The 19,973-nt window shown below is 72.1% G+C and carries 18 protein-coding genes and 1 pseudogene; 10 read left to right on the plus strand and 9 right to left on the minus strand.

Annotation, left to right across the window (positions count from 1 at the left end):
• Positions 1–6: 6 nt before the first annotated feature.
• Entirely contained in the window at positions 7–669 is a 663-nt protein-coding gene (locus ACIQZO_RS34660) for a class F sortase (RefSeq protein ID WP_403634214.1), read from the minus strand.
• A gap of 365 nt (positions 670–1,034) precedes the next feature.
• Here ACIQZO_RS34660 and ACIQZO_RS34665 point away from each other — a divergent pair, with 365 nt between their 5' ends.
• Entirely contained in the window at positions 1,035–1,553 is a 519-nt protein-coding gene (locus ACIQZO_RS34665) for a hypothetical protein (RefSeq protein ID WP_403634216.1), read from the plus strand.
• A 236-nt stretch (positions 1,554–1,789) separates the two neighbouring features.
• Here the strand turns inward: ACIQZO_RS34665 and ACIQZO_RS34670 are convergent, their stop codons facing one another.
• From ACIQZO_RS34670 to ACIQZO_RS34680, 3 genes are all read right to left on the minus strand, one after another.
• Positions 1,790–2,365, minus strand: coding sequence for a hypothetical protein (locus ACIQZO_RS34670; RefSeq protein WP_403634219.1), 576 nt, complete (start codon positions 2,363–2,365; stop codon positions 1,790–1,792).
• 183 nt (positions 2,366–2,548) lie between these two features.
• A complete protein-coding gene (locus tag ACIQZO_RS34675) occupies positions 2,549–3,319 on the minus strand; it encodes a hypothetical protein (protein WP_403634221.1) in 771 nt (256 codons plus the stop codon).
• A gap of 40 nt (positions 3,320–3,359) precedes the next feature.
• Positions 3,360–3,509 (minus strand): hypothetical protein, encoded by a 150-nt coding sequence (locus tag ACIQZO_RS34680; RefSeq protein ID WP_403634223.1) that lies wholly within the window; start codon positions 3,507–3,509, stop codon positions 3,360–3,362.
• Between the two features lie 859 nt (positions 3,510–4,368).
• Between ACIQZO_RS34680 and ACIQZO_RS34685 the strand changes: the two genes are divergently transcribed.
• Both ACIQZO_RS34685 and ACIQZO_RS34690 read left to right on the plus strand, forming a co-directional pair.
• Positions 4,369–5,199: an SAM-dependent methyltransferase gene (locus ACIQZO_RS34685; RefSeq protein WP_403634225.1), complete on the plus strand. Its 831-nt coding sequence runs from the start codon at positions 4,369–4,371 to the stop codon at positions 5,197–5,199.
• A complete protein-coding gene (locus ACIQZO_RS34690) occupies positions 5,196–7,433 on the plus strand; it encodes a putative bifunctional diguanylate cyclase/phosphodiesterase (protein WP_403634227.1) in 2,238 nt (745 codons plus the stop codon). The genes ACIQZO_RS34685 and ACIQZO_RS34690 overlap by 4 nt, the downstream gene beginning before the upstream one ends.
• 50 nt (positions 7,434–7,483) lie before the next feature.
• Here the strand turns inward: ACIQZO_RS34690 and ACIQZO_RS34695 are convergent, their stop codons facing one another.
• Entirely contained in the window at positions 7,484–8,575 is a 1,092-nt protein-coding gene (locus ACIQZO_RS34695; RefSeq protein ID WP_403634229.1) for an FAD-dependent monooxygenase, read from the minus strand.
• Between the two features lie 107 nt (positions 8,576–8,682).
• Here ACIQZO_RS34695 and ACIQZO_RS34700 point away from each other — a divergent pair, with 107 nt between their 5' ends.
• Complete coding sequence (locus tag ACIQZO_RS34700; protein WP_403634232.1) at positions 8,683–9,411, plus strand: TetR/AcrR family transcriptional regulator; 729 nt, start codon at positions 8,683–8,685, stop codon at positions 9,409–9,411.
• A 43-nt stretch (positions 9,412–9,454) separates the two neighbouring features.
• Here the strand turns inward: ACIQZO_RS34700 and ACIQZO_RS34705 are convergent, their stop codons facing one another.
• The gene (locus ACIQZO_RS34705) at positions 9,455–10,333 is read right to left on the minus strand and encodes a LysR family transcriptional regulator (protein WP_403634234.1); all 879 of its coding nucleotides are present in this window, start codon (positions 10,331–10,333) and stop codon (positions 9,455–9,457) included.
• Between the two features lie 95 nt (positions 10,334–10,428).
• Between ACIQZO_RS34705 and ACIQZO_RS34710 the strand changes: the two genes are divergently transcribed.
• The 4 genes from ACIQZO_RS34710 (at position 10,429) to ACIQZO_RS34725 (ending at position 14,705) form a co-directional block, all read left to right on the plus strand.
• Positions 10,429–11,133 carry a succinate dehydrogenase gene (locus ACIQZO_RS34710; RefSeq protein ID WP_403634236.1) on the plus strand — a complete coding sequence of 235 codons (705 nt, stop codon included), beginning with the start codon at positions 10,429–10,431 and terminating at the stop codon, positions 11,131–11,133.
• A gap of 2 nt (positions 11,134–11,135) precedes the next feature.
• Entirely contained in the window at positions 11,136–13,133 is a 1,998-nt protein-coding gene (locus tag ACIQZO_RS34715; RefSeq protein ID WP_403634238.1) for a fumarate reductase/succinate dehydrogenase flavoprotein subunit, read from the plus strand.
• Positions 13,130–13,876, plus strand: coding sequence for a succinate dehydrogenase/fumarate reductase iron-sulfur subunit (locus ACIQZO_RS34720; protein ID WP_403634240.1), 747 nt, complete (start codon positions 13,130–13,132; stop codon positions 13,874–13,876). Before ACIQZO_RS34715 ends, ACIQZO_RS34720 begins: the two co-directional genes overlap by 4 nt.
• 181 nt (positions 13,877–14,057) lie before the next feature.
• Positions 14,058–14,705 (plus strand): hypothetical protein, encoded by a 648-nt coding sequence (locus ACIQZO_RS34725; protein WP_403634243.1) that lies wholly within the window; start codon positions 14,058–14,060, stop codon positions 14,703–14,705.
• A gap of 14 nt (positions 14,706–14,719) precedes the next feature.
• Here ACIQZO_RS34725 and ACIQZO_RS34730 read toward each other — a convergent pair.
• A pseudogene (locus ACIQZO_RS34730) lies at positions 14,720–16,572 on the minus strand (hypothetical protein).
• 10 nt (positions 16,573–16,582) lie between these two features.
• Positions 16,583–17,608 carry an MsnO8 family LLM class oxidoreductase gene (locus tag ACIQZO_RS34735; RefSeq protein ID WP_403634246.1) on the minus strand — a complete coding sequence of 342 codons (1,026 nt, stop codon included), beginning with the start codon at positions 17,606–17,608 and terminating at the stop codon, positions 16,583–16,585.
• Between the two features lie 60 nt (positions 17,609–17,668).
• Between ACIQZO_RS34735 and ACIQZO_RS34740 the strand changes: the two genes are divergently transcribed.
• On the plus strand, positions 17,669–18,160 hold the full coding sequence (locus ACIQZO_RS34740; protein ID WP_403634249.1) for a hypothetical protein: 492 nt from the start codon (positions 17,669–17,671) through the stop codon (positions 18,158–18,160).
• Between the two features lie 84 nt (positions 18,161–18,244).
• Here the strand turns inward: ACIQZO_RS34740 and ACIQZO_RS34745 are convergent, their stop codons facing one another.
• Entirely contained in the window at positions 18,245–18,460 is a 216-nt protein-coding gene (locus tag ACIQZO_RS34745) for a dodecin (protein ID WP_403634251.1), read from the minus strand.
• Positions 18,461–18,624: 164 nt separating this feature from the next.
• Here ACIQZO_RS34745 and ACIQZO_RS34750 point away from each other — a divergent pair, with 164 nt between their 5' ends.
• Positions 18,625–19,887 carry an extracellular solute-binding protein gene (locus tag ACIQZO_RS34750; protein ID WP_403634254.1) on the plus strand — a complete coding sequence of 421 codons (1,263 nt, stop codon included), beginning with the start codon at positions 18,625–18,627 and terminating at the stop codon, positions 19,885–19,887.
• The last annotated feature ends 86 nt before the right edge of the window (positions 19,888–19,973 follow it).

The raw sequence follows: 19,973 nt of genomic DNA on the forward strand, positions 1-19,973 counted from the left end.
ACCGGCTCAGCGCGTCGCCACCATGCGGGCGAAGACCACGACGTTCCCGTCGTAGCCGCGGGCCTTCGAGTATCCGCCGCCGCAGGTGATCACCCGGAGTTCGGGGTGCCCGGTGTCCCCGTACACCCGGGCTCCGGGGAAGGCCTCCTTGGAGAACACCTCCACGCCGTAGACCTCGAACACCGCCGTGCGGCCGTCGTAGCGCTCCACCTCGATGTGGTTGCCCTGCTTGACCGAGCCCAGGCCGTAGAAGACCGCGGGGCCCTGCGCGTTGTCCACGTGCCCCACGATCACCGCCGAGCCCCGCTGGCCCGGTGAGATGCCGTTGAGGTACCAGCCGGCGAGATTGCGGTCCTGCGGCGGCGGGGCGTCGATCCAGCCCTGCGCGTCCAGCCCGACCGTCATCACCGGCGCGTCCACGTTGATCGTGGGAATCCGGACGCGCTGCACCGACGAGTGCTCCAGCACCTCCATGTCCGCCGGCGGCGTCGGCGGATTCGCCGGCAACTGGTCCGCCGTCACCGCGACGGCCGAGGCCGCGGTGGGCTGGGGCGGCCCGCCACCGACGTCCACACCGTTTCGCACCATGGCGAGGCCGGTGAGCATGACCAGGGCCAGTGCGCCCCACGGTGAGCGTTTGCGTGACTGCCCGGTCTCGTCCTCGCCCATCGTTCTCCCTTCCCGACGCGGGGGTCCCGACCCGCGTTCCTGTTCCCGCCCCCGTACGCCCTACTTCACGCACGCTAAGGCCGAGTCGGCGGGACGGCGAGAGGGGAAGGGCGAACGGGTGGCCGCCACCCGGAGGGGGCCGGAAGAGGTGCGCCCATCCAGGTAATCGTCACATAAATGCCTGACGGGTCGTGACCTGCGGATCCGTCAGTTCCGTCGTCCGCGCTTCGGCGTGTCGCTCAACCGGGCGGCCCAAAGTTGGAAATGCGCAGATTGCGGGACGACCTGAGGGTTCGACGTGGGAGGCGTTCTCGTCGATCATCCGGGGCCGACGCTCCGGGGCGCTTCCCGCTGGAGGTTCCACCATGCGTGTCTTGCGCGCTCTTACCGTGACGGCGGCAGCTTGCGCCGCGATCGGACTCAGTGCCCCGTTCGCCGCCGCGAACCAGGACCCCGGGGGACGGGGTGGGAACGGGGGCGGGAACGGCCCCAGCAACATTTCCGTCAACCCGTACTCCGTGCACCAGGGATCCACGATGCAGGTGAGCGCGGCGGGCTGCGGTCACGGCGGTACGGTCACCTCGCACGGAAACTTTCCGCCGGCCAACCTGTCCGCGGGGTCGATCGGTTTCGCGACCGTCCGGGTCTTCAACCACGCCTCCCCGGGTCACCAGACGCTGTCGGTCAAGTGCAACGACAGCAACCTGGTCGCCACCCACCGCTTCACGATCCTGGAGGGCAACCCCTCACAGGGCGGTCTCGGCGGGTCCATCGGCCCGTCCGCCGCCGAGACCGCCATCGGTGCGGGTCTCGTCGGCGCCGCGGCCCTCGGCGCGGGTGCCCACGTGGTGCGCCGTCGCCGTCCGCTCCGCAGCCGGGCCTGACAGGTCTCCCGGACGCAGGTCCCCCGCCGGGGGGGGGGCGGCGGGGGGGGGGGGGGGGGGGGGGGGGGGGGGGGGGGGGGGGGGGGGGGGGGGGGGCCGGGGGGGCCCCCGGTGGGGCGCGGGCGCCGCCGGCGCCCCCGCGGGGCGTCCCGGGGCGCCGGGCGCGCGCCCCCCGGGGGGCCCCCCCTCGGCCGGCGGGCGGGGGGGCCCCCGGCGGTAGCGGGGGACGTCCGGTTTCAATGGCCGCGGTCCGACCTCCTGCGGCGCAGGGCGAACACGGCGCCGCCCGCGGCGGCGAGGAACAGGCCGGCGCCGGCGCCGAACTCCACGGGGTCCATGCCCGCCACGCTGCCGCCCAGCCCGCCGCGGACACCGAGGGCGGAGGACGGGGTCGGCAGGGCGGCTCCGGTGGCGGTCCGTGTGGAGCTCGTGGTGGGTGTCGTGGTGCCGCCGGCGATGGTCAGGTCGGCCGAGCCGGTCTCGCCGTTGCAGGTGAAGGAGACGGAGTAGACGGCTCCGCGCCGTGCGTCGCGGTCCACGGTGACCCGTACGGTCTGGCCGCGCGCGATGCTCACGGTGTCGAAGACGCCGGAGGAGGCGGTGGCGTAGGCGGCGTTGCAGCGACTGACCGCGAGGACCGTCTGCCCCCCCGGGGCGACGGTCGAAGGCGTGAGGGTGAAACCGAACGAGGTGATCGTGGGCCGGGCCTCGGCCGCGGTCGCGGCGGGCACGGCGAAGGCGCCGAGCGCGAGTACGGCGCCCGTGGCGCCGGCGCTCAGCAGGGCGGTGGCGGAGGAACGTATCGCACCCATGGTTGATTCTCCGGATCCCCGAGGAGCAGCCGCGGAACGGTTTCCGCACGTGGGGGGTCGTGCGCCTCGATGTCCGACACGCTAGGTCCGGGTGCGGTGACCCGCGATCAGGAACGGGCGAATGGGGCATGACCCTAGGCCGAACCGGGGACGGGAGCCCCGTCCCCGGTTTGCGGGCGGCCCTCAGCCGCCGAGGCCGAGGTGGGGGAACTGGGTGAGGAATGGTTCGGCGGTGGCGGAGATGCCCCGTCCGAACGGCGCGTCGAAGTCCCAGATCAGGAACAGCAGGAAGGCGATGAGGGCGCTGAACAGGCCCGCCAGGAGCATCTCCCGGAACGAGCGCCTGATCTGCAGGGTGAAGATCAGTCCGACCGTCACGAGCGCGCCGGCGATCAGGCCGAACCACACCACTCCCGGCATGGTGGCCCCGGCACTGGAGCCGCGGGCGCTGCGGGCGTCGTCGACCACCGCGACCTGGTCGACCAGCGGCTGGTAGGCCTGCCCCTCGTGGTCGGTCTGCGGCTCGTAGTCGGTGACGTCCCGGCGGATACGTTCCAGCAGTTCCCCGCCGTGCTCGGTGAGCTCGCCGTGGTCGGCCATCCGCCTCCACTCGGTGTCCACGACGTGGGTCACGTACGCGTCGACATCGGCGCGGATCCTCTTGCGCACCTCGGCCGGGTAGACCTCGGAGCGGACACTGATCTCGTGCAGGGCCTGGGCCTCCTGGCGTACATATTCCTGGGCGGCTCCGCGGCCCTCCCAGACGCCCGCGATCGCCAGGCCCAGCACGATCGCGTAGATCACCCCGATCATCATCGTCATGTACTCGATGACGTCCGGGGTCTCGTTCGGATCGTCGTCGTCGCCGATCCTGCGGTGGTTGAAGAAGGCGATGGACAGCACCACGGCGCACGCCGCGGCCATCGCGATGGACAGGACGAGCCATTCCGACAAGATGACTCCCATATCGGTTACCGGTGGGGCGCAAGAAGCGCTAGCGGGGACGCAGGGCGACGATCGCGAGCACCGCGGGAGCGGCGGTCATCAGCGTGAATGTCACCGGCGAGATGTGGTGCTCGGCGGGTTTGCGGGCCGTGGCGCGATAGGCGGGGCGGGCCACCGGTTTCGACGGGGCGGGTTTCACCTCTGGGGCGGGTGGTGGCGGTGGGGCGGGTGGTGCGGGTGGTGGCGGCGCGGGAGCCCTGACCGCGCGGGGCGGCGGGGGTGCCGGCTTCGGCGGGGGCGGGGCGGGCAGGACCGGCTTCGGCGCGGGCACGGGCTTGGGCGGTGGTGGCGGAGGTGCGGGCTTCGGGGGCGGTGTGGGCTTCGGCGGGGGAGTCGGCGGTGGCGGTGGCGTGGGCTTCGGTGGCGGCTTCGGCGGGCAGGGCGGAGGGGGTGGCGGTGGTGGGCAGTGGGGGTGGCCGTGATGGCCGCCGGCGTGTCCGCCCCCACGGCGTTTCCCGTGGTCGGAGCCCTGGTCGTCACCGTGATGTCCGCCACGCGGGCCGCGTCCTCTGTCGCCGCCGCCGGCCACCGCGGCCACCACGGCGGCGGCGGGGCCGTCCCCGGAGTCGGTCGTCGCGTAGGCGCGGCTATCAGCCACGGCCGGCGTGACGGACAAGGCCGCCCACAGCAGGACCGGGACTGCCAGCAGGCGCCTGGCACAGGCTCTGTTCACCCCGGGAGCATGGGCCCGCGCGCGCCCGGGCGCGCGCGGCTCAGCCCCGGTTCGCCTGAACGGGTGGACTGGCGACCAGTGAGGTTTGAGCCAGTCCCGGATCGGTAGTGTGGTCGCCCCGATCGTCCACCGGCCAATTCCCATAAGGTACTTGTCGGTATCGGTCATTCCCTCACCCGGCGCACCGGCGCCTTTGGTGTGTGACGAAGAACGGATCGCCAATTTCCGCTTTTGCTCGCCCTGTTGAGAAATGATCAGTACATTCGGCTCGGACAGGAGTCCGACCCCGCACGGACGACCGCAGGACCAACGCTTGGAGACCCCGATGGAGCGCCCCGCCTGGGCCCCGCCAGGCATCGACATATCGGTGCCGAGTGTGTCCCGCATCTATGATTACTACCTGGGCGGGTCCCATAATTTCGAGGTCGACCGCCAGACGGCTCGACGGGCCATGGAATTCATGCCGGGACTGCCCAAGATCATGCAGGCCAACCGGGCATTCATGCGCCGCGCCGTCCGGCACGCCGTCGCCGAGGGCGTCACACAGTTCCTCGACATCGGCTCCGGCATCCCCACCTTCGGCAATGTCCACGAGATCGCCCGGGCCGCGACGCCGCAGGCGCGCGTGGTCTACGTCGACCACGACCCCGTGGCCGTCGCGCACAGCCGCGCCGTCCTCACGGGGGACGAGCAGACCGACATCGTCGCCGCCGACCTGCGCAGGCCCAAGGAGATCCTGGCCGCCCCCGAGGTCGGCCGGCTGCTCGACCTCGGCCGCCCCGTCGCCCTGCTGCTCGTCGCGGTCCTGCACTTCCTGGAGGACACGGACGACCCGTACGCCGCCGTCGCCGAGCTGCGCGACGCGCTGGCCCCCGGCAGCCTGCTGATCCTCACGCACGCCTCTTTCGAGGGGATCCCGCTTTCCGAGGAGGTCGCGGGCGGCACGGTGAGCGTCTACAAGGACATCCGCAACCCCCTCGTCATGCGCACCGGGGAGCAGATCCGCCGATTCTTCGACGGGTTCGAGCTGCTGGAGCCGGGTCTCGTGTCCATGCCGGACTGGCGGCCGGACCGGGCGGAGGACGGACAGGAAGCCGAGTCGCCGGAAGACCCCTACGCCTTCTCGGGCTTCGGCGGCGTGGGACGCAAGGCGTGAGACTTCCGGCACAGACGGCGGGCGCGCCGAAAGCCCCCGCGGTACCCGCCGCGGCACCGGTCACCGAGGCGTCGGCGACCCCGCGCGGCGGTATCGAGGACCGGATCGCCCGCTTCGCGACGATCTGGGGGCGGGCGATCTTCCCGGTCACCGCGACCTCGCTGACCCGCACCGAATTCGAACGGCACCTGCTGCCGCTCACGCGCACGCTCACCGACGCCCTGCACGCCCGGCCCTTCGACGCCTCGGTCGCCCAGCAGGTGGGGGCGGAACTCGTCGCCGTGCACTGCACCGACCCCGAGGCCCTGGCCGGCACCCTCGGGGTGATCGAGTCGTACCTGGTGCTCTACTGCGGCCCGAACGGGTCCGAGGGCTCCGGAGTGGAGGGCACCGAGGAGTACCGCTCCCGCTGCGCCCGGCTCCAGCACGGCATCGCGGCGGGATACGCCCGGGCCCTGCGCGAGCGCACCCTCAGGGAGCAGGAGGCCATCGCGCGCTCCGCGCTGACCGCCCGCACCGACGCGCAGCAGGCCCTGCACGCGAGCGAGGAGCGCTTCCGGGCGGTCTTCGAGGGCGCGGCCGTGGGCATCGGCATCGCCGACCTCGACGGGAACGTCCTGGAGGTCAACGACACCCTGCTCCAGATGTTCGGCGGCCTGGAAGGGCACGTCCGCAGCCGCAACGTCAGCGAGTGGGGCCACCCCGACGACACCCCGCACGTGTGGCGGATGTACGGCGAGCTGGTGCGCGGCGAGCGCGAGAGCTACCGCGTGGAGAAGCCGTACTACCGGCACGACGGGACCGTGCTCTGGACCAACCTGACGGTGTCGCTGCTGCGCGACGCCGACGGCAAGGCGCAATACCAGCTGGCGCTGATGGAGGACACCACCGAACGCCGGCTGCTGAACCTGCGCCTGCGCTACGAGGCCACCCACGACGCCCTCACCGGCCTGCCCAACAGGACGCTGTTCTTCGAACGGCTGGAGAAGGCCCTCAGCGGCGCCGGCGGCGACCGCTACGGCTTGTGCTACCTGGACCTCGACGGTTTCAAGGCGGTCAACGACAGCCTCGGGCACTCGGCGGGGGACCGGCTGCTGGTGGAAGTCGCCGACCGGCTGCAGAGCTGCGCCACCGGCCCGGGCGAGGTGGTCGCCCGGCTCGGCGGTGACGAGTTCGTCGCCCTGACCACCGGCGCCGATACCGAGCAGAAGGTCACCGACCTCGCGGTCCGCATCCTGACCGCCCTGTCCACGCCGATCCGGCTGGAGGGCCGGGAACTGACGGTCCGCGGCAGTATCGGCATCGTCGAGGGCCGGGCCAAGGAGCGCACCCCGGCGGAGGTGCTGCGCAGCGCCGACATCACGATGTACCGGGCCAAGGCGGCCGGCGGCAACCGCTTCGAATTCGCCGACGCCGAGGCCGACGCCCGCGCGATCACCCGCCACGGGCTGACCAACGCCCTGCCGGCGGCGCTGGAACGCGGCGAGTTCTTCATCGAGTACCAGCCGTTGGTACACATGCGCGACGGCAGCGTGCACGGAGCAGAGGCGCTGGTGCGCTGGTCGCACCCGCAGTACGGGGTCCTCGGCCCGGACCGCTTCATCCCGCTCGCCGAACGGACCGGGCTGATCGTGCCGCTCGGCCGCTGGGTCCTGGAGGAGGCCGTCCGCCAGGCCCGCATCTGGCAGTGCGAGCACGGCGGCGCTGCCCTGCGGATCAACGTCAACCTCTCGCCGACCCAGCTGCACCACCCGGGCCTGGTCGCCGACACCGTGGCCGTGCTGGAGAAGTCCGGCCTCGCCCCGGGCGCGCTGTGCCTGGAGGTCACCGAGTCCGCGCTGATAGGGGCCGACGACGAACTCCTGGAACCGCTGCGCCGGCTCGCCGCCCTCGGTGTGGACATCGCGCTCGACGACTTCGGCACCGGCTACTCGAACCTGGCCAACCTCCGGCGACTGCCGGTCAGTGTCCTGAAGCTCGACCGCTCCTTCACCCAGGGGATGCAGCAGCAGCCCGCCAACCCGGTCGACGTCAAGATCGTGGAGGGGATCGTCGCCCTGGCCCACAGCCTGGAACTCGCGGTCACCGTCGAGGGCGTGGAGACCGGGGTCCAGGCCGCCCAGCTGCGCGCCCTCGGCTGCGACACCGCGCAGGGCTGGTACTACGCCCGGCCCGGCGCCCCGGACCGCATCCACACCCTCTCCCTCTCGGACGCGGTGCCCACACCCTCCTGACCCCGGCCCCGCCGGGGCCGGCAGCCCGGGCCGGCGGCGCCCGGGCCGCTTCAGGCTCCGGTGGGCGGCTGCGACCGGTTCATGCCGACCTCCGTCCCCCGGCCGGGGGTCCGGACGGCCTCCATGACCCGCTCGTACCGCTCCGCCGCGTCGGCCAGGACATCGGCGACCGCCGGCAGCCGCTCCGCCTCGTACGTGCCGAGCACCTCCTCGCCGCCGGGCCCGGTGAGCGCGGCGGCCAGCGTCCGGCCGAGGGCGGCCGCGTCCTGTATGCCGGTGTTCATGCCCAGCCCGCCGGCTATGGGCTGCACGTGCGCGGCGTCCCCGGCGAGGAAGACCCGGCCCTTCCGCATCCGCGTGGCCATCCGGACGTTGACCCGCCAGGCCGAGAGCCAGGTGGCATCGGTGAGCCGGATCCCGGGCACCCGGGCATCGCGCTCGAAGATCCGCTGGAAGCTCTCCAGGGAGGGCGGCAGCGGCTCGCCCCGCTCGTCCCTCTCGGGGGAGGCCTGCAGCTGGAAGCTGTCGGTTCCCGGCATCGGGCAGAGCAGTATTCCGGTGCCCTCCGAGGTGAACCACTGGTGCCAGACGTCCCGGCCGAGCCCGGGTGCCCGCACGTCCCCGATGACCATGGCGGGCTCCTCCTGCCCGCTCCCCTCGAAGGGGATGCCGAGCAGCTCGCGGGTGGTGCTGCGCCCGCCGTCGCACCCGGCGAGATAGCGGGCCGAGATCACGGTGCCGTCCGCCAGCTCTGCGCGCACCCCGGACTCGTCCTGGCTGATTCCGGCGAGCTCCGATCCGTACTCGACCGCCACTCCCAGCCCGGCGAGCCGGTCGCGCAGGGCCGCCTCGATCTGCCACTGCCCGATCAGCAGGCCGGCGGAAGTGGGGGTGTCGTTGATGTGCTCCCCGTCGAAGTACTTGCGCAGGACGACGCTGCTGCTGCCGGTGGCAGCCAGGCGCTCGAGCACGCCGAGCCGCTGGCAGACATCGAGGCTGCCCGGCAGCAGCCCCTTGCCGCGGGATTCGTGGTGCGGTTCGGTGCGCCGGTCGATGACACGCACGGCGAATCCGCGCAGGGCCAGGTCGCAGGCGAGCGTCAGTCCGGTGGGGCCGGAACCGGTGATCAGTACGTCAGCCATGGGATTGCCTCTCCTCGTTCGATGTCTCAAGGGAAGCGGCTCCCGACAGAAAAAGCAACCCAGTTACAAAAATAACCCGGTCACTATTTCGTGCTACGCTGTGCGGCATGGAGAACACGACGGGTCTGCGCGAGAACAAGAAGCTCCGTACGCGTCACCGGCTGGCGGCCACGGCGCTGGAGCTCTTCCTGGAACGGGGCTTCGATGCCGTGTCGGTGGCGGACGTCGCCGCGGCGGCCGAGGTCTCCAAGCCCACCCTCTTCCGGTACTTCCCGAGCAAGGAGGACCTGCTGCTCGACCGGTTCGCCGACCATCAGGACGAGGCGGCGCGCATCGTGCGGGACCGGCCCGCCGGCCGCACACCGGTGGGTGCGGTGCACGCGCACTTCCTGACGGCCCTGGCCGAGCGGGACCCCATCACCGGGCTGTGCGACCACCCGAACGTGATGGCCTTCCAGCAGCTGATCAACAGCACCGCCAGCCTGCAGACCCGGCTGAGGCGCTACACCGACCGCGAGGTGGAGCTGCTCGCCCTCGTGCTGGAGGCGGAGAGCGTCCCCCCGCTCGCCGCCCGCCTGGCGGCGATACACCTGGTGGCGGTCCGCCATGAATTGGGCGGGGAGAACTGGCGGCGGATCGAATCGGGGCGGAGCGCCGACGAGGCTCACGCGGCCGCAGTGGCCGATGCCGATCAGGCGTTCGCAATGCTGGCCGACGGCCTCGACACAACCCTGCCGACAGCCCCCGCCCCGGCACCGGCCTCTGCTCCGGCTCCGGCCTCGGCTTCCGCCCCGACTTCCGCCCCGGCGTCTTGCCCGGCTTCCACCCCGGAGTGACCGCCGGGCCGCCCGGGGTGCCGGCGGCACCGCCGCGGCGGAATCAGCCGGTCAGTATGCGCTGCAGCTCGCGGGCCGCGCGCGGCGGAGCCACGTCGGTGCGGTGGGCCAGGGCGATCGTGCGGCGCAGCGGGGAGCCGGCCAGCGGGGTCACCCGCAGGCCCGGCCCGGCGCGATCCACCACCATCGCCGGGACCACCGCGATGCCGAGCCCCGCCCGGGCGAAGCCCAGGACCGCGTCCATCTCACCGCCCTCCACGGTGAAGACCGGCTCGAAACCCTCCGCGCGGCAGGCTGCCACCGTGAGCTCCCGCAGGTCGTAGCCGTGCCGGAACATCACCATCGGCTCGTCCCGCAGCCCCCGGATGGTCAGCTCGCCGCCCCCGCCGGGCGCCGGTCGGTCCGCCGACGAGACCACCACGAGGTCCTCCGTCAGCAACTCCACCGTGGTCAGGGCCGGGGCCGACGGGGGGAGGGGCAGTGCGATCAGGGCCAGGTCCAGGGCCCCGCGCGCGAGCTCCCGTACGAGATCGAGCGAACCGCTCTCCTCGATCAGTAGCTCGATCCCCGGATGCGCGTCATGGAAGGCCCGCAGTACGTCCGGCAGCAGACCCGTGCAGATGCTGGGAGTGGAGCCCAGCCGGACGCGACCCCGGCGCAGCTGCGCCAGTTCCTGCACCTCCAGCCGTGCGGTGTCCGCGTCCGCCAGGATCCGCCGCGCCAGCGGCAGCAGGGTCTCGCCCGCGTCGGTGAGCGTGATGTTGCCCCGCGCCCGGCTGAACAGGTCGGCCCCGAGTTCCCGTTCGAGCGCCTTGATCTGCTGGGAGAGCGAGGGCTGGGCGACGTGCACCCGCTCCGCGGCCCGGGTGAAATGCCGGGTCTCGGCGACCGCCACGAAGTACAGGAGCTGTTGGAACTGCATCGGCACAGGCTAGCGCCTTCAATAGCTGCTCTCTATTGATATCAGCTCCATCATGTCTTGGACCTTTCGGGACCTTCGTCCTTACCGTCGAGGACATGGCTCTGGCAACACGGACGGATCGACGGCCGTCCACCACGCGAATGATCTGGGACTCCTCCGTCGGCAAGAAGTCCGTGATGGCCGTCTCCGGCCTGATCATGCTCGGCTACCTCGTCGTGCACATGCTCGGCAACCTCAAGATCTTCTTCGGAGCGGACGAGTTCAACGGCTACGCACACTGGCTGCGCACCCTCGGCTCGCCTTTCCTGCACCACGAGTGGGCTCTGTGGATCGTCCGCGTGGGGCTGCTCGCCGCGGTCGTCGCCCACGCCGTGTCCGCCTACCAGCTCAGCCGCCGCGACATCAAGGCGCGCCCCGTGAAGTATGCCCACACGCGCCGCCGCGCGAGCTACGCCACCCGCACCATGCGCTGGGGCGGGATCATCCTCGGCCTGTTCATCGTCTGGCACCTGCTCGACCTGACCACGCTCACGGTCAATGAGCGCGCCTGGGCCGGCCACCCGTACGAGAACGTCCTGTCCACCTTCTCCACCTGGTACGGGAACACCGTCTACATCGTGGCGATGGCCGCCCTCGGCCTGCACGTCCGGCACGGCTTCTGGAGCGCGGCGCAGACCCTCGGCGCGGGCACCGCCCGACGCGAGCGGACGCTGAAGTTCCTGGCCAACGGACTGGCCCTCGTCCTCTTCGCCGGCTTCGTGTCCGTCCCCGTAGCCGTCATGACCGGAGTGGTGAACTGACCATGAGCGACCCGCAGCACGACCACGAGCACGGCCACGACCGCACACCGCACCCCCACTTCGCCGGCTACACCACCGGTGAGCCCGTCGCCGACACCAAGGCCCCCGAGGGCCCGATCGCCGACCGCTGGGACCGCCGCCGCTTCGAGGCCAAGCTCGTCAACCCGGCCAACCGCCGCAAGCACACCATCATCGTCGTCGGCACCGGTCTGGCGGGCGGTGCGGCCGGCGCGACACTGGCCGAACAGGGCTACCACGTGGTCCAGTTCTGCTTCTCCGATTCCCCGCGCCGGGCCCACTCCATCGCCGCCCAGGGCGGCATCAACGCCGCCAAGAACTACCGCAACGACGGCGACTCGGTGCACCGCCTCTTCTACGACACGGTCAAGGGCGGCGACTTCCGCGCCCGCGAGTCCAACGTCCACCGCCTCGCCCAGATCTCCGTCGAGATCATCGACCAGTGCGTGGCCCAGGGCGTTCCCTTCGCCCGCGAGTACGGCGGCCTCCTCGACACCCGCTCCTTCGGCGGCGTCCAGGTGTCCCGCACCTTCTACGCCCGCGGCCAGACCGGCCAGCAGCTCCTCCTCGGCGCCTACCAGGCACTCTCCCGGCAGATCGCCGCGGGCAACGTCGAGATGCACGCCCGCACCGAGATGCTCGACCTGATCGTCGTCGACGGAGTGGCCCGCGGCATCGTCGCACGCGACCTGATCACCGGTGAGATCTCCACCTACTACGCCGACGCCGTGGTACTGGCCAGTGGCGGCTACGGCAACGTCTTCTACCTCTCCACCAACGCCATGAACTCCAACGCGACCGCCGTCTGGCGGGCGCACCGGCGCGGCGCGTACTTCGCCAACCCCTGCTTCACCCAGATCCACCCCACCTGCATCCCGCGCACCGGCGACCACCAGTCCAAGCTCACCCTGATGAGCGAGTCCCTGCGCAACGACGGCCGCATCTGGGTCCCCAGGGCCAAGGGCGACACCCGCGCCGCGGCCGACATCCCCGAGGCGGAGCGCGACTACTACCTGGAGCGGATCTACCCCTCCTTCGGCAACCTCGTGCCCCGCGACATCGCCTCCCGCGCCGCGAAGAACGTCTGCGACGAGGGCCGCGGCGTCGGCCCCGGCGGGCAGGGCGTCTACCTCGACTTCGCGGACGCCATCCGCCGCATGGGCCGGGACAAGGTCGCCGAGAAGTACGGGAACCTCTTCGACATGTACGAGCGGATCACCGCGGAGAACCCGTACGAGGTCCCGATGCGGATCTACCCCGCCGTCCACTACACCATGGGCGGCCTGTGGGTCGACTACGACCTCCAGACCACCGTGCCCGGTCTCTTCGCCATCGGCGAGGCCAACTTCTCCGACCACGGCGCCAACCGCCTCGGCGCCTCCGCGCTGATGCAGGGCCTCGCCGACGGCTACTTCGTGCTCCCCTCCACGATCAACGACTACCTGGCCCGCCACCCGCACCAGGACACCGTGGACGACAGCCACCCCGAGGCCGCGGCGGCGATCCGCGAGACCCGCGACTGTCTGGCGAAACTCCTTGCCGTCGACGGCGACCGCACCCCCGACTCCTTCCACCGCGAGATCGGCGAACTGATGTGGGAGTACTGCGGCATGGCCCGCAGCCAGGAGGGCCTGCGCAAGGCGCTCGACCGCATCCCCGAGATCCGCGAGGAGTTCTGGCGCCGCATCAAGGTCCCCGGCCGCGGCGAGGAGTTCAACCAGTCACTGGAGAAGGCCAACCGCATCGTCGACTATCTCGAACTCGCCGAGCTGATGTGCCTCGACGCGCTCCACCGCGCCGAATCCTGCGGCGGCCACTTCCGCGAGGAGTCCCAGACCCCCGACGGCGAAGCAGCCCGCCGCGACGAGGAGTTCGGATACGCGGCCGCCTGGGAGTACCAGGGCACCGGCGCCGCCCCCGTCCTGCACAAGGAAGACCTCGTCTTCGAGTACGTCCACCCCACCCAGCGGAGCTACGCATGAAGCTCACCCTCCGCGTCTGGCGCCAGCGCGGCGCCGACGCCCCCGGCCACATGGCCTCCTACGAGGTCGACGGCATCTCGCAGGACATGTCCTTCCTGGAGATGCTCGACACCCTCAACGAGGACCTCATCCTGCGCGGCGAGGACCCGGTCGCCTTCGACCACGACTGCCGCGAGGGCATCTGCGGCGCGTGCAGCCTCGTCATCAACGGTGACGCCCACGGCCCGGAACGCACCACCACCTGCCAGCTCCACATGCGGTCCTTCGCCGACGGCGACACCATCGACGTCGAGCCGTGGCGGGCGGCCGCCTTCCCGGTCGTCAAGGACCTCGTCGTCGACCGCGGCTCCTTCGACCGGATCATCCAGGCCGGCGGCTACATCACCGCGCCCACCGGAGCCGCCCCCGAGGCGCACGCCACCGCCGTGCCCAAGGCCGACGCCGACTTCGCCTTCGAGCACGCCGAGTGCATCGGCTGCGGAGCGTGCGTGGCAGCCTGCCCCAACGGCTCCGCCATGCTCTTCACCTCCGCCAAGGTGAACCACCTGAACGTGCTCCCGCAGGGCTCGCCGGAGCGCGAGACCCGCGTCCTGGACATGGTGGCCCGGATGGACGAGGAGGGCTTCGGCGGCTGCACCCTGACCGGCGAGTGCGCCACGGCCTGCCCGAAGGGCATTCCGCTGCCGTCGATCGCCGCGATGAACAAGGAGTGGCTGCGGGCCGTGCGCAAGGGACCCCGCTGACCCGGGGACCTGGGCCCCCGCCGGCCCGGGGGCCGGGCCGGGGGCCGGACCGGGCCCCGGACCGCGCCCCGGCCCACGTCGCCGCCCCCGCCCCTCCCGCACATGCGCCGATCGGCTGACCTGCGCGGTCCACCCCGCGCCGCACCCCGCCGGCGCGGTGGCCATGGGGGACAGTGACCCCATGCCAGAAGCCCCCGCCGGGTCCGGACCGCGCCGCCGAGCCGTACTGGCCGCCGCCCTCGCCCCGCTGGCCGTGTCCGGGTGCTCCGGCGGGGAAGCCCCCCGCACTCCGGCGCCCGGTGCGCAGGCCGGGCCCAAGGACGCCCTGATCATGGTGATCCGGCACGCGGAGAAGCCGTACGCCGGTGACGTCGGCTCGGACGCGGAGGGCGAGGACGATCCCGGCTCGCTGGCCGGCCGCGGCTGGCGCCGCGCCGAGGAGCTCCCGCGTCTCTTCCTGCCGGCCCGCGGCTCCTCGCTGCCCCGCCCCGCGGCGGTCTTCGCGGCCGGCGGGAAGGGCGCCCCCGCGCGGTGCGGGCAGACCGTGACGGCGCTGGCCGCCGCGCTGCGCACCCGAGTCCGTACCGACTTCGCCGTCGGCGCCGAAGCCGCCCTCGCACAGGCCGTCTCGGCCGCGTCCATGCCCGTACTCATCTGCTGGGAGCACAGCGGGATCCCGCGGCTGGTTCGCGCCCTCGGCGCCCACGAGGTCCACGGCGCCCCGGCCATCTGGCCCGACCGTCACGACCTCGTCTGGGTGTTCACCCGCCGCCAGGGGCAGTGGAGCTTCCGCGAACTGCCGCAGCACCTACTCCCCGGCGACGCCTGAGCCTCACCAGCGGATCAGTTCGTTCCCCGAGGTGTCCTCGACGATCGTCCCTCCCGGGACGCCGTCTCCCGGTCGGCCCCCAGGGCCCGCGCCAGGTACGGAGCGGTACGGCTGCCCGCCGCCCGGGCCACCTCCGACGGAGTACCGGCGGCGACCACCCGGCCGCCCGCCGTGCCGCCGCCCGGGCCCAGGTCGATCACCCGGTCCGCGCCCGCCACCACCTCCATGTCGTGCTCCACGACCACCACCGAGTGCCCGGCGTCGACCAGCCCGTGCAACTGCCGCAGCAGCACCCGTACATCGGCCGGATGCAGCCCGGTCGTCGGTTCGTCCAGCAGGTAGAGCGTGTGGTCCCGGCGCAGCCGCTGCAGCTCCGTCGCCAGCTTGATCCGCTGCGCCTCGCCGCCCGACAGCTCGGTGGCCGGCTGCCCCAGCCGCAGGTAGCCGAGCCCGATCTCCTCCAGCGCCCGCAGGCTGCGCGCCGCCGCCGGAACCTCCGCGAAGAAGACGGCCGCCGCCTCCACGGTCAGTCCCAGCACCTCCGCGATGTTCAGCCCCGCGTACCGGACCTCCAGCGTCTCGGTGTTGTACCGGGCTCCCGCGCACTCGGGGCACGGGGCGTACGTGCTCGGCAGGAACAGCAGTTCCACCGAGACGAAGCCCTCGCCCTGGCAGGTCTCGCACCGCCCGCCCGGCACGTTGAAGGAGAACCGGCCCGCCTTCCAGCCGCGCGCCCGTGCCTCCGGGGCCGCCGTGAACAGCTTGCGCACCACGTCGAACAGCCCGGTGTACGTGGCCAGATTGGACCGCGGGGTCCGGCCGATCGGCTTCTGGTCCACCTCCACCAGGCGCCGCACCGGGAAGTCCGCCTGCGTGAGCCGCTCGCCGACCTCCCGGGCCAGCGCCTGCCCCACCAGCGTGGACTTTCCCGACCCCGACACCCCGGTGACGGCCGTGAACACGCCGAGCGGGAACTCCGCCTCCAGGCCCCGCAGGTTGTGCCGGTCGACCCCGGTCAGCCGCACGGTCCCGGTCGGTGGGCGCACCGCCCGCGGCGTACCCGCCGCCTCCCGGGCCGCGAACAGGTGCCGGGCCGTCGCCGACTGCGCCACACCGGCCAGGTCCTGCGGCGGCCCGCTGTACAGCACCTGCCCGCCGTGCTCCCCGGCCAGCGGCCCCACGTCCACCAGCCAGTCCGCGTGCCGCACCACGTCGAGGTCGTGTTCCACGACGAAGACGGTGTTCCCGGCCTCCTTCAGCCGGTCCAGTACGCCGAGCAGCGCCTCGGTGTCGGCCGGGTGCAGTCCCGCCGACGGCTCGTCCAGTACGTACACGACGCCGAACAGCCCCGACCGCAGCTGCGTGGCCAGCCGCAGCCTCTGGAGCTCGCCCGCCGGCCGAGGCCGTGGCACGAAGGGCAGGCCCCGGCAGCGGTGTTGGGGGAGAAGGCGTCGGAGTCGAGCCGAGCGGCCCCCGGCGGATAGGTCCCGGCCCGGGAGAAGAGCATCCGCAGGGAGTTGGACAGCAGGGTCACCGTCCCGACCGAGGAGCGCGAGCCGGGGGAGGAGCGCCGCTGCTCCAGTGAGACGGCCGGCGGCAGCCCGGTGACGGAATCCACCTTCGGCGCGCCGATCTGGTGGATGAGCCGGCGGGCGTACGGGGCCACGGACTCGAAGTACCGGCGCTGGGCCTCGGCGTACAGCGTGCCGAAGGCGAGCGAGCTCTTCCCGGACCCGGAGACCCCGGTGAACACGGTCAGCGCGTCGCGCGGGATGTCCACGTCGACCCCGCGCAGATTGTGCTCCCGGGCGCCCCGCACCCGTACGTAGGGGTCGCCGTGGGTCTGAGGTGCAGTGGGCTGGTGCATTCGTCCCAGTTTAGGGCCCTGCTCGCGGACCTCGGTCCGCAGGGCCCCGGAGTTCGGCGATCCGGGACAGGCGGTCTAAGGAGTCCAGGAGGGCTGTGCGGTCGAACGTGGAGGTGGTGACCAGGAGTTCGTCCGCGCCCGTCAGGGCGGCGACCTCGGAGAGCTGCGCCGCCACCTGGTCCTCCGTGCCGTGGACATGGCCGGCGAGGGCGCCCTCGTAGAGCTCGCGCTCCTTCGGGCTCATCTTCAGGGCCTCGATCTCCTCGGCCGGGCGCAGCGGCGGGAAGCTGCCGCGGGTGCGGGAGTGTGCGACCGACCAGGCTTCCGGGACCAGGATGCGGAGGGCCTCCTCCTCGGTGGCCGAGACCGCCACCGTTCCCGAGACCACGACGTACGGCTCCGCGACCCGGGCGGAGGGGCGGAACGCCTTGCGGTACGCCTCGACGATCCCGCTCACCCGTTCGCGGGACCGCAGGTCGCCCACGACCAGCGGCAGCCCGGCCCGGGCGGCGATCCCGGCCCCCTCGCCGGTGGCCAGGACGTAGGCGGGGATGTGCAGCCCTTCGGCGGGGTGGGCGTGCACGTCGGGGTGGGCCTGCTGGGTGCCGTCGAGCCAGCCCAGCAGCTCCGTCAGCTGCTCCTCGAAGTGGTCCGCGTCGCCGGTGTCGCGGCCCAGTGCGCGCCGGATGCCGCCCGTGAAGCCGACCGAACGGCCGAGGCCCATGTCGATCCGGCCGGGGAACAGCGATTCCAGGACCCCGAACTGCTCCGCGACCACCAGCGGCTGGTGGTTGGGCAGCATGACCCCGCCCGTGCCGACGCGGATCCGGTGCGTCGCCGCGGCGACGGCGGCGGCCAGTACGGTCGGCGCCGAGCCCGCGACGCCGGGCACGCTGTGGTGTTCCGACACCCAGAAGCGGTGGTAGCCGAGCCGCTCGGCCGTCCGGGCCAGCTCCACGGTGTCGCGCAGGGCCTGCGGGGCCGGCTGGCCCTGCCGGGTGCGCGACCGGTCGAGTATCGAGAGTTTTCGGATCACACAGGATTCAACGCAGGGCGGCCGTGAGGATTCCCCGGACGGCCCTCCTACGCTGGCGGGATGAGTGAGCACACCACCCGGCCGCTGGCCGTCTTCGACCTCGACAACACCCTGGCGGACACCGGCCATCGCCAGCACTTCCTGGAGCGCCGGCCGCGCGACTGGTCGGGCTTCTTCGGTGCGGCCCCGGCCGATCCGCCGCTGGGGTGCGGGGTCGCGCTGGCCGTGGAGAGCGCCGCCGACTGCGAGGTGGTGTACCTGACCGGGCGCCCTGAGCGGTGCCGCGCGGACACGCTCGACTGGCTGGCCCGGCACGATCTGCCCGAGGGGCGGCTGTTCATGCGCGGCAATCAGGACCGGCGGCCGGCCCGTACGACCAAGGTGGAGGTGCTGCGGCGGATCTCCCGCGGCCGCGAGGTGCGGATGCTGGTCGACGACGACGAGCTCGTCTGCCGGGCCGCGCGCGCCGCCGGGTTCCGGGTGGTCCTGGCCGACTGGGCGGCGGACGCACCCGAGCTGGAGAGCGCCCAGGAGGTCGACGGCCGGACGTGATCCGGGGGACCGGGGGATCGAGGCCCAGGGGGATGGGGGCCAGGGGCTCCGCCGGCGCGGGCCCCCGCCTCCCGCGGTCCGCCCTCAGTCCTCGCCGTCGAGGCGGAAGCCGACCTTGAGCCCCACCTGGTAGTGGGCGATCTCCCCGTTCTCGATGTGGCCGCGTACCTGAATCACCTCGAACCAGTCCAGATTCCGCACGGTCTGGCCCGCCCGCGTGATCCCGTTGCGGATGGCCTGATCGATGCCTTCCTGGGAAGTGCCGACGATCTCGGTCACCCGGTACGTGTGATTGGACATGGAAGTCTCCCGACAGTGGGTGGCTTTTGCCTGGTTCTACGGTGCCCCAGTAAGTCCGACTGCGCGAACTTTGGGCGAACAATCCCGAGCGAAAGGCCCTTGACCGACTCATTGGTCTATGCCAATTTCGAGCCATCCGAGATCGAACCCGGAAGGTGACCCTCTTGAAGATGCGCTTCCTCGCCGTGTGCACCGCCCTCGCGGCCGCTGCCGCCCTCTCGGGCTGCAGTCAGTCGGCCGACTCGGCCGAAGGGGCGCAGCAGGTCACCCTCTGGCTGATGAAGGGCAGCGCTTCGGACGACTTCATAGCCGAGTTCACCGCGGAGTTCGAGCAGGATCACCCCGGGACCGACCTGGACGTCAAGATCCAGGAGTGGACGGGCATCGGCGACAAGGTCAACGCCGTCCTCGACGGCACGAGCGCGGAGAGCGCCGACGTCATCGAGGTCGGCAACACCCAGGTCGCCAAGTACATCGAGACCGGCGGCCTCGAAGAGCTCACCCTCGAGGGCCTGCGCGAGTGGGGCAGCAAGGACTGGCTCAAGGGCCTCGCCGACCCGGGAACCATCAACGGCGCGCAGTACGGAGTCCCCTGGTACGCCGCCAACCGCGTGGTCATCTACAACAAGGACCTCTTCGCGGGCGCCGGGATCAAGACCCCGCCCAAGAACCGGCAGGAGTGGATCCAGGCCACCCAGAAGCTCGACAAGGGCGCCCAGCAGGGCATCTACCTCGCGGGCCAGAACTGGTACGTCCTCGCCGGCTTCATCTGGGACGAGGGCGGCGAACTCGCCGTCGAGACCAGCGGCAAGTGGGTCGGCGCCCTCGACGACGACAAGGCCCTGGCCGGCATGGACTTCTACAAGCAGCTCCAGGCCCTCGGCGACGGCCCCAAGGACGCCGACGAGGAGACGCCCCCGCAGTCGCGGGTCTTCGCCCGCGGTGAGGTCGCCCAGATCATCGCCCCGCCCGGCCAGGCCGCCGAGATCGAGGCGGCCAACCCCGCCCTGAAGGGCAAGCTCGGCTTCTTCCCGATCCCCGGCAAGACCTCCGACAAGGTGGGCGCCGTCTTCACCGGCGGCTCCGACCTGATCATCCCGGAGCGGACCGGGCAGCGGAAGGGCGCCGTGGACGTGATCACGGCCCTCGTCAGCGAGAAATGGCAGACCGAACTCGCCCGCACGATGAGCTACGTGCCCAACAAGACCACCCTCGCGCACGTCGTCGAGGGCAACGAGGGCGCCGCCAACATGGCTCCCGGCGCAGCTCAGGGCCGCGCCACCCCCACCTCCGCCCGCTGGGCCGAGGTCGAGGCGAAGAACCCGATCAAGCCCTTCATGACGGCCGTGCTCACCGGTCGTGACCCCAAGCAGGCCGCCCGGGCCGCCTCCGAGGAGATCGGCAAGGTGCTCAGCTCCGACCGCTGAGAGGGGGTACCGCCGAGTTCAGCGTCCGCACATCCGAGGGCCGCTGAGCGGTCATGTCGAATCCAGCCGGTCACGGAAGAAGTAAA

It is taken from the genome of Streptomyces sp. NPDC097617 (assembly GCF_044761485.1).
Classification (GTDB): Bacteria; Actinomycetota; Actinomycetes; order Streptomycetales; family Streptomycetaceae; genus Streptomyces.

Coding starts and splice junctions, on each gene's coding strand:
- ACIQZO_RS34660 (WP_403634214.1), bottom strand. CDS start 669: ATGGGCGAGGACGAGACCGGGCAGTCACGCAAACGCTCACCGTGGGGC.
- ACIQZO_RS34665 (WP_403634216.1), top strand. CDS start 1,035: ATGCGTGTCTTGCGCGCTCTTACCGTGACGGCGGCAGCTTGCGCCGCG.
- ACIQZO_RS34670 (WP_403634219.1), bottom strand. CDS start 2,365: ATGGGTGCGATACGTTCCTCCGCCACCGCCCTGCTGAGCGCCGGCGCC.
- ACIQZO_RS34685 (WP_403634225.1), top strand. CDS start 4,369: ATGGAGCGCCCCGCCTGGGCCCCGCCAGGCATCGACATATCGGTGCCG.
- ACIQZO_RS34695 (WP_403634229.1), bottom strand. CDS start 8,575: ATGGCTGACGTACTGATCACCGGTTCCGGCCCCACCGGACTGACGCTC.
- ACIQZO_RS34700 (WP_403634232.1), top strand. CDS start 8,683: ATGGAGAACACGACGGGTCTGCGCGAGAACAAGAAGCTCCGTACGCGT.
- ACIQZO_RS34705 (WP_403634234.1), bottom strand. CDS start 10,333: ATGCAGTTCCAACAGCTCCTGTACTTCGTGGCGGTCGCCGAGACCCGG.
- ACIQZO_RS34710 (WP_403634236.1), top strand. CDS start 10,429: ATGGCTCTGGCAACACGGACGGATCGACGGCCGTCCACCACGCGAATG.
- ACIQZO_RS34715 (WP_403634238.1), top strand. CDS start 11,136: ATGAGCGACCCGCAGCACGACCACGAGCACGGCCACGACCGCACACCG.
- ACIQZO_RS34720 (WP_403634240.1), top strand. CDS start 13,130: ATGAAGCTCACCCTCCGCGTCTGGCGCCAGCGCGGCGCCGACGCCCCC.
- ACIQZO_RS34725 (WP_403634243.1), top strand. CDS start 14,058: ATGCCAGAAGCCCCCGCCGGGTCCGGACCGCGCCGCCGAGCCGTACTG.
- ACIQZO_RS34740 (WP_403634249.1), top strand. CDS start 17,669: ATGAGTGAGCACACCACCCGGCCGCTGGCCGTCTTCGACCTCGACAAC.
- ACIQZO_RS34745 (WP_403634251.1), bottom strand. CDS start 18,460: ATGTCCAATCACACGTACCGGGTGACCGAGATCGTCGGCACTTCCCAG.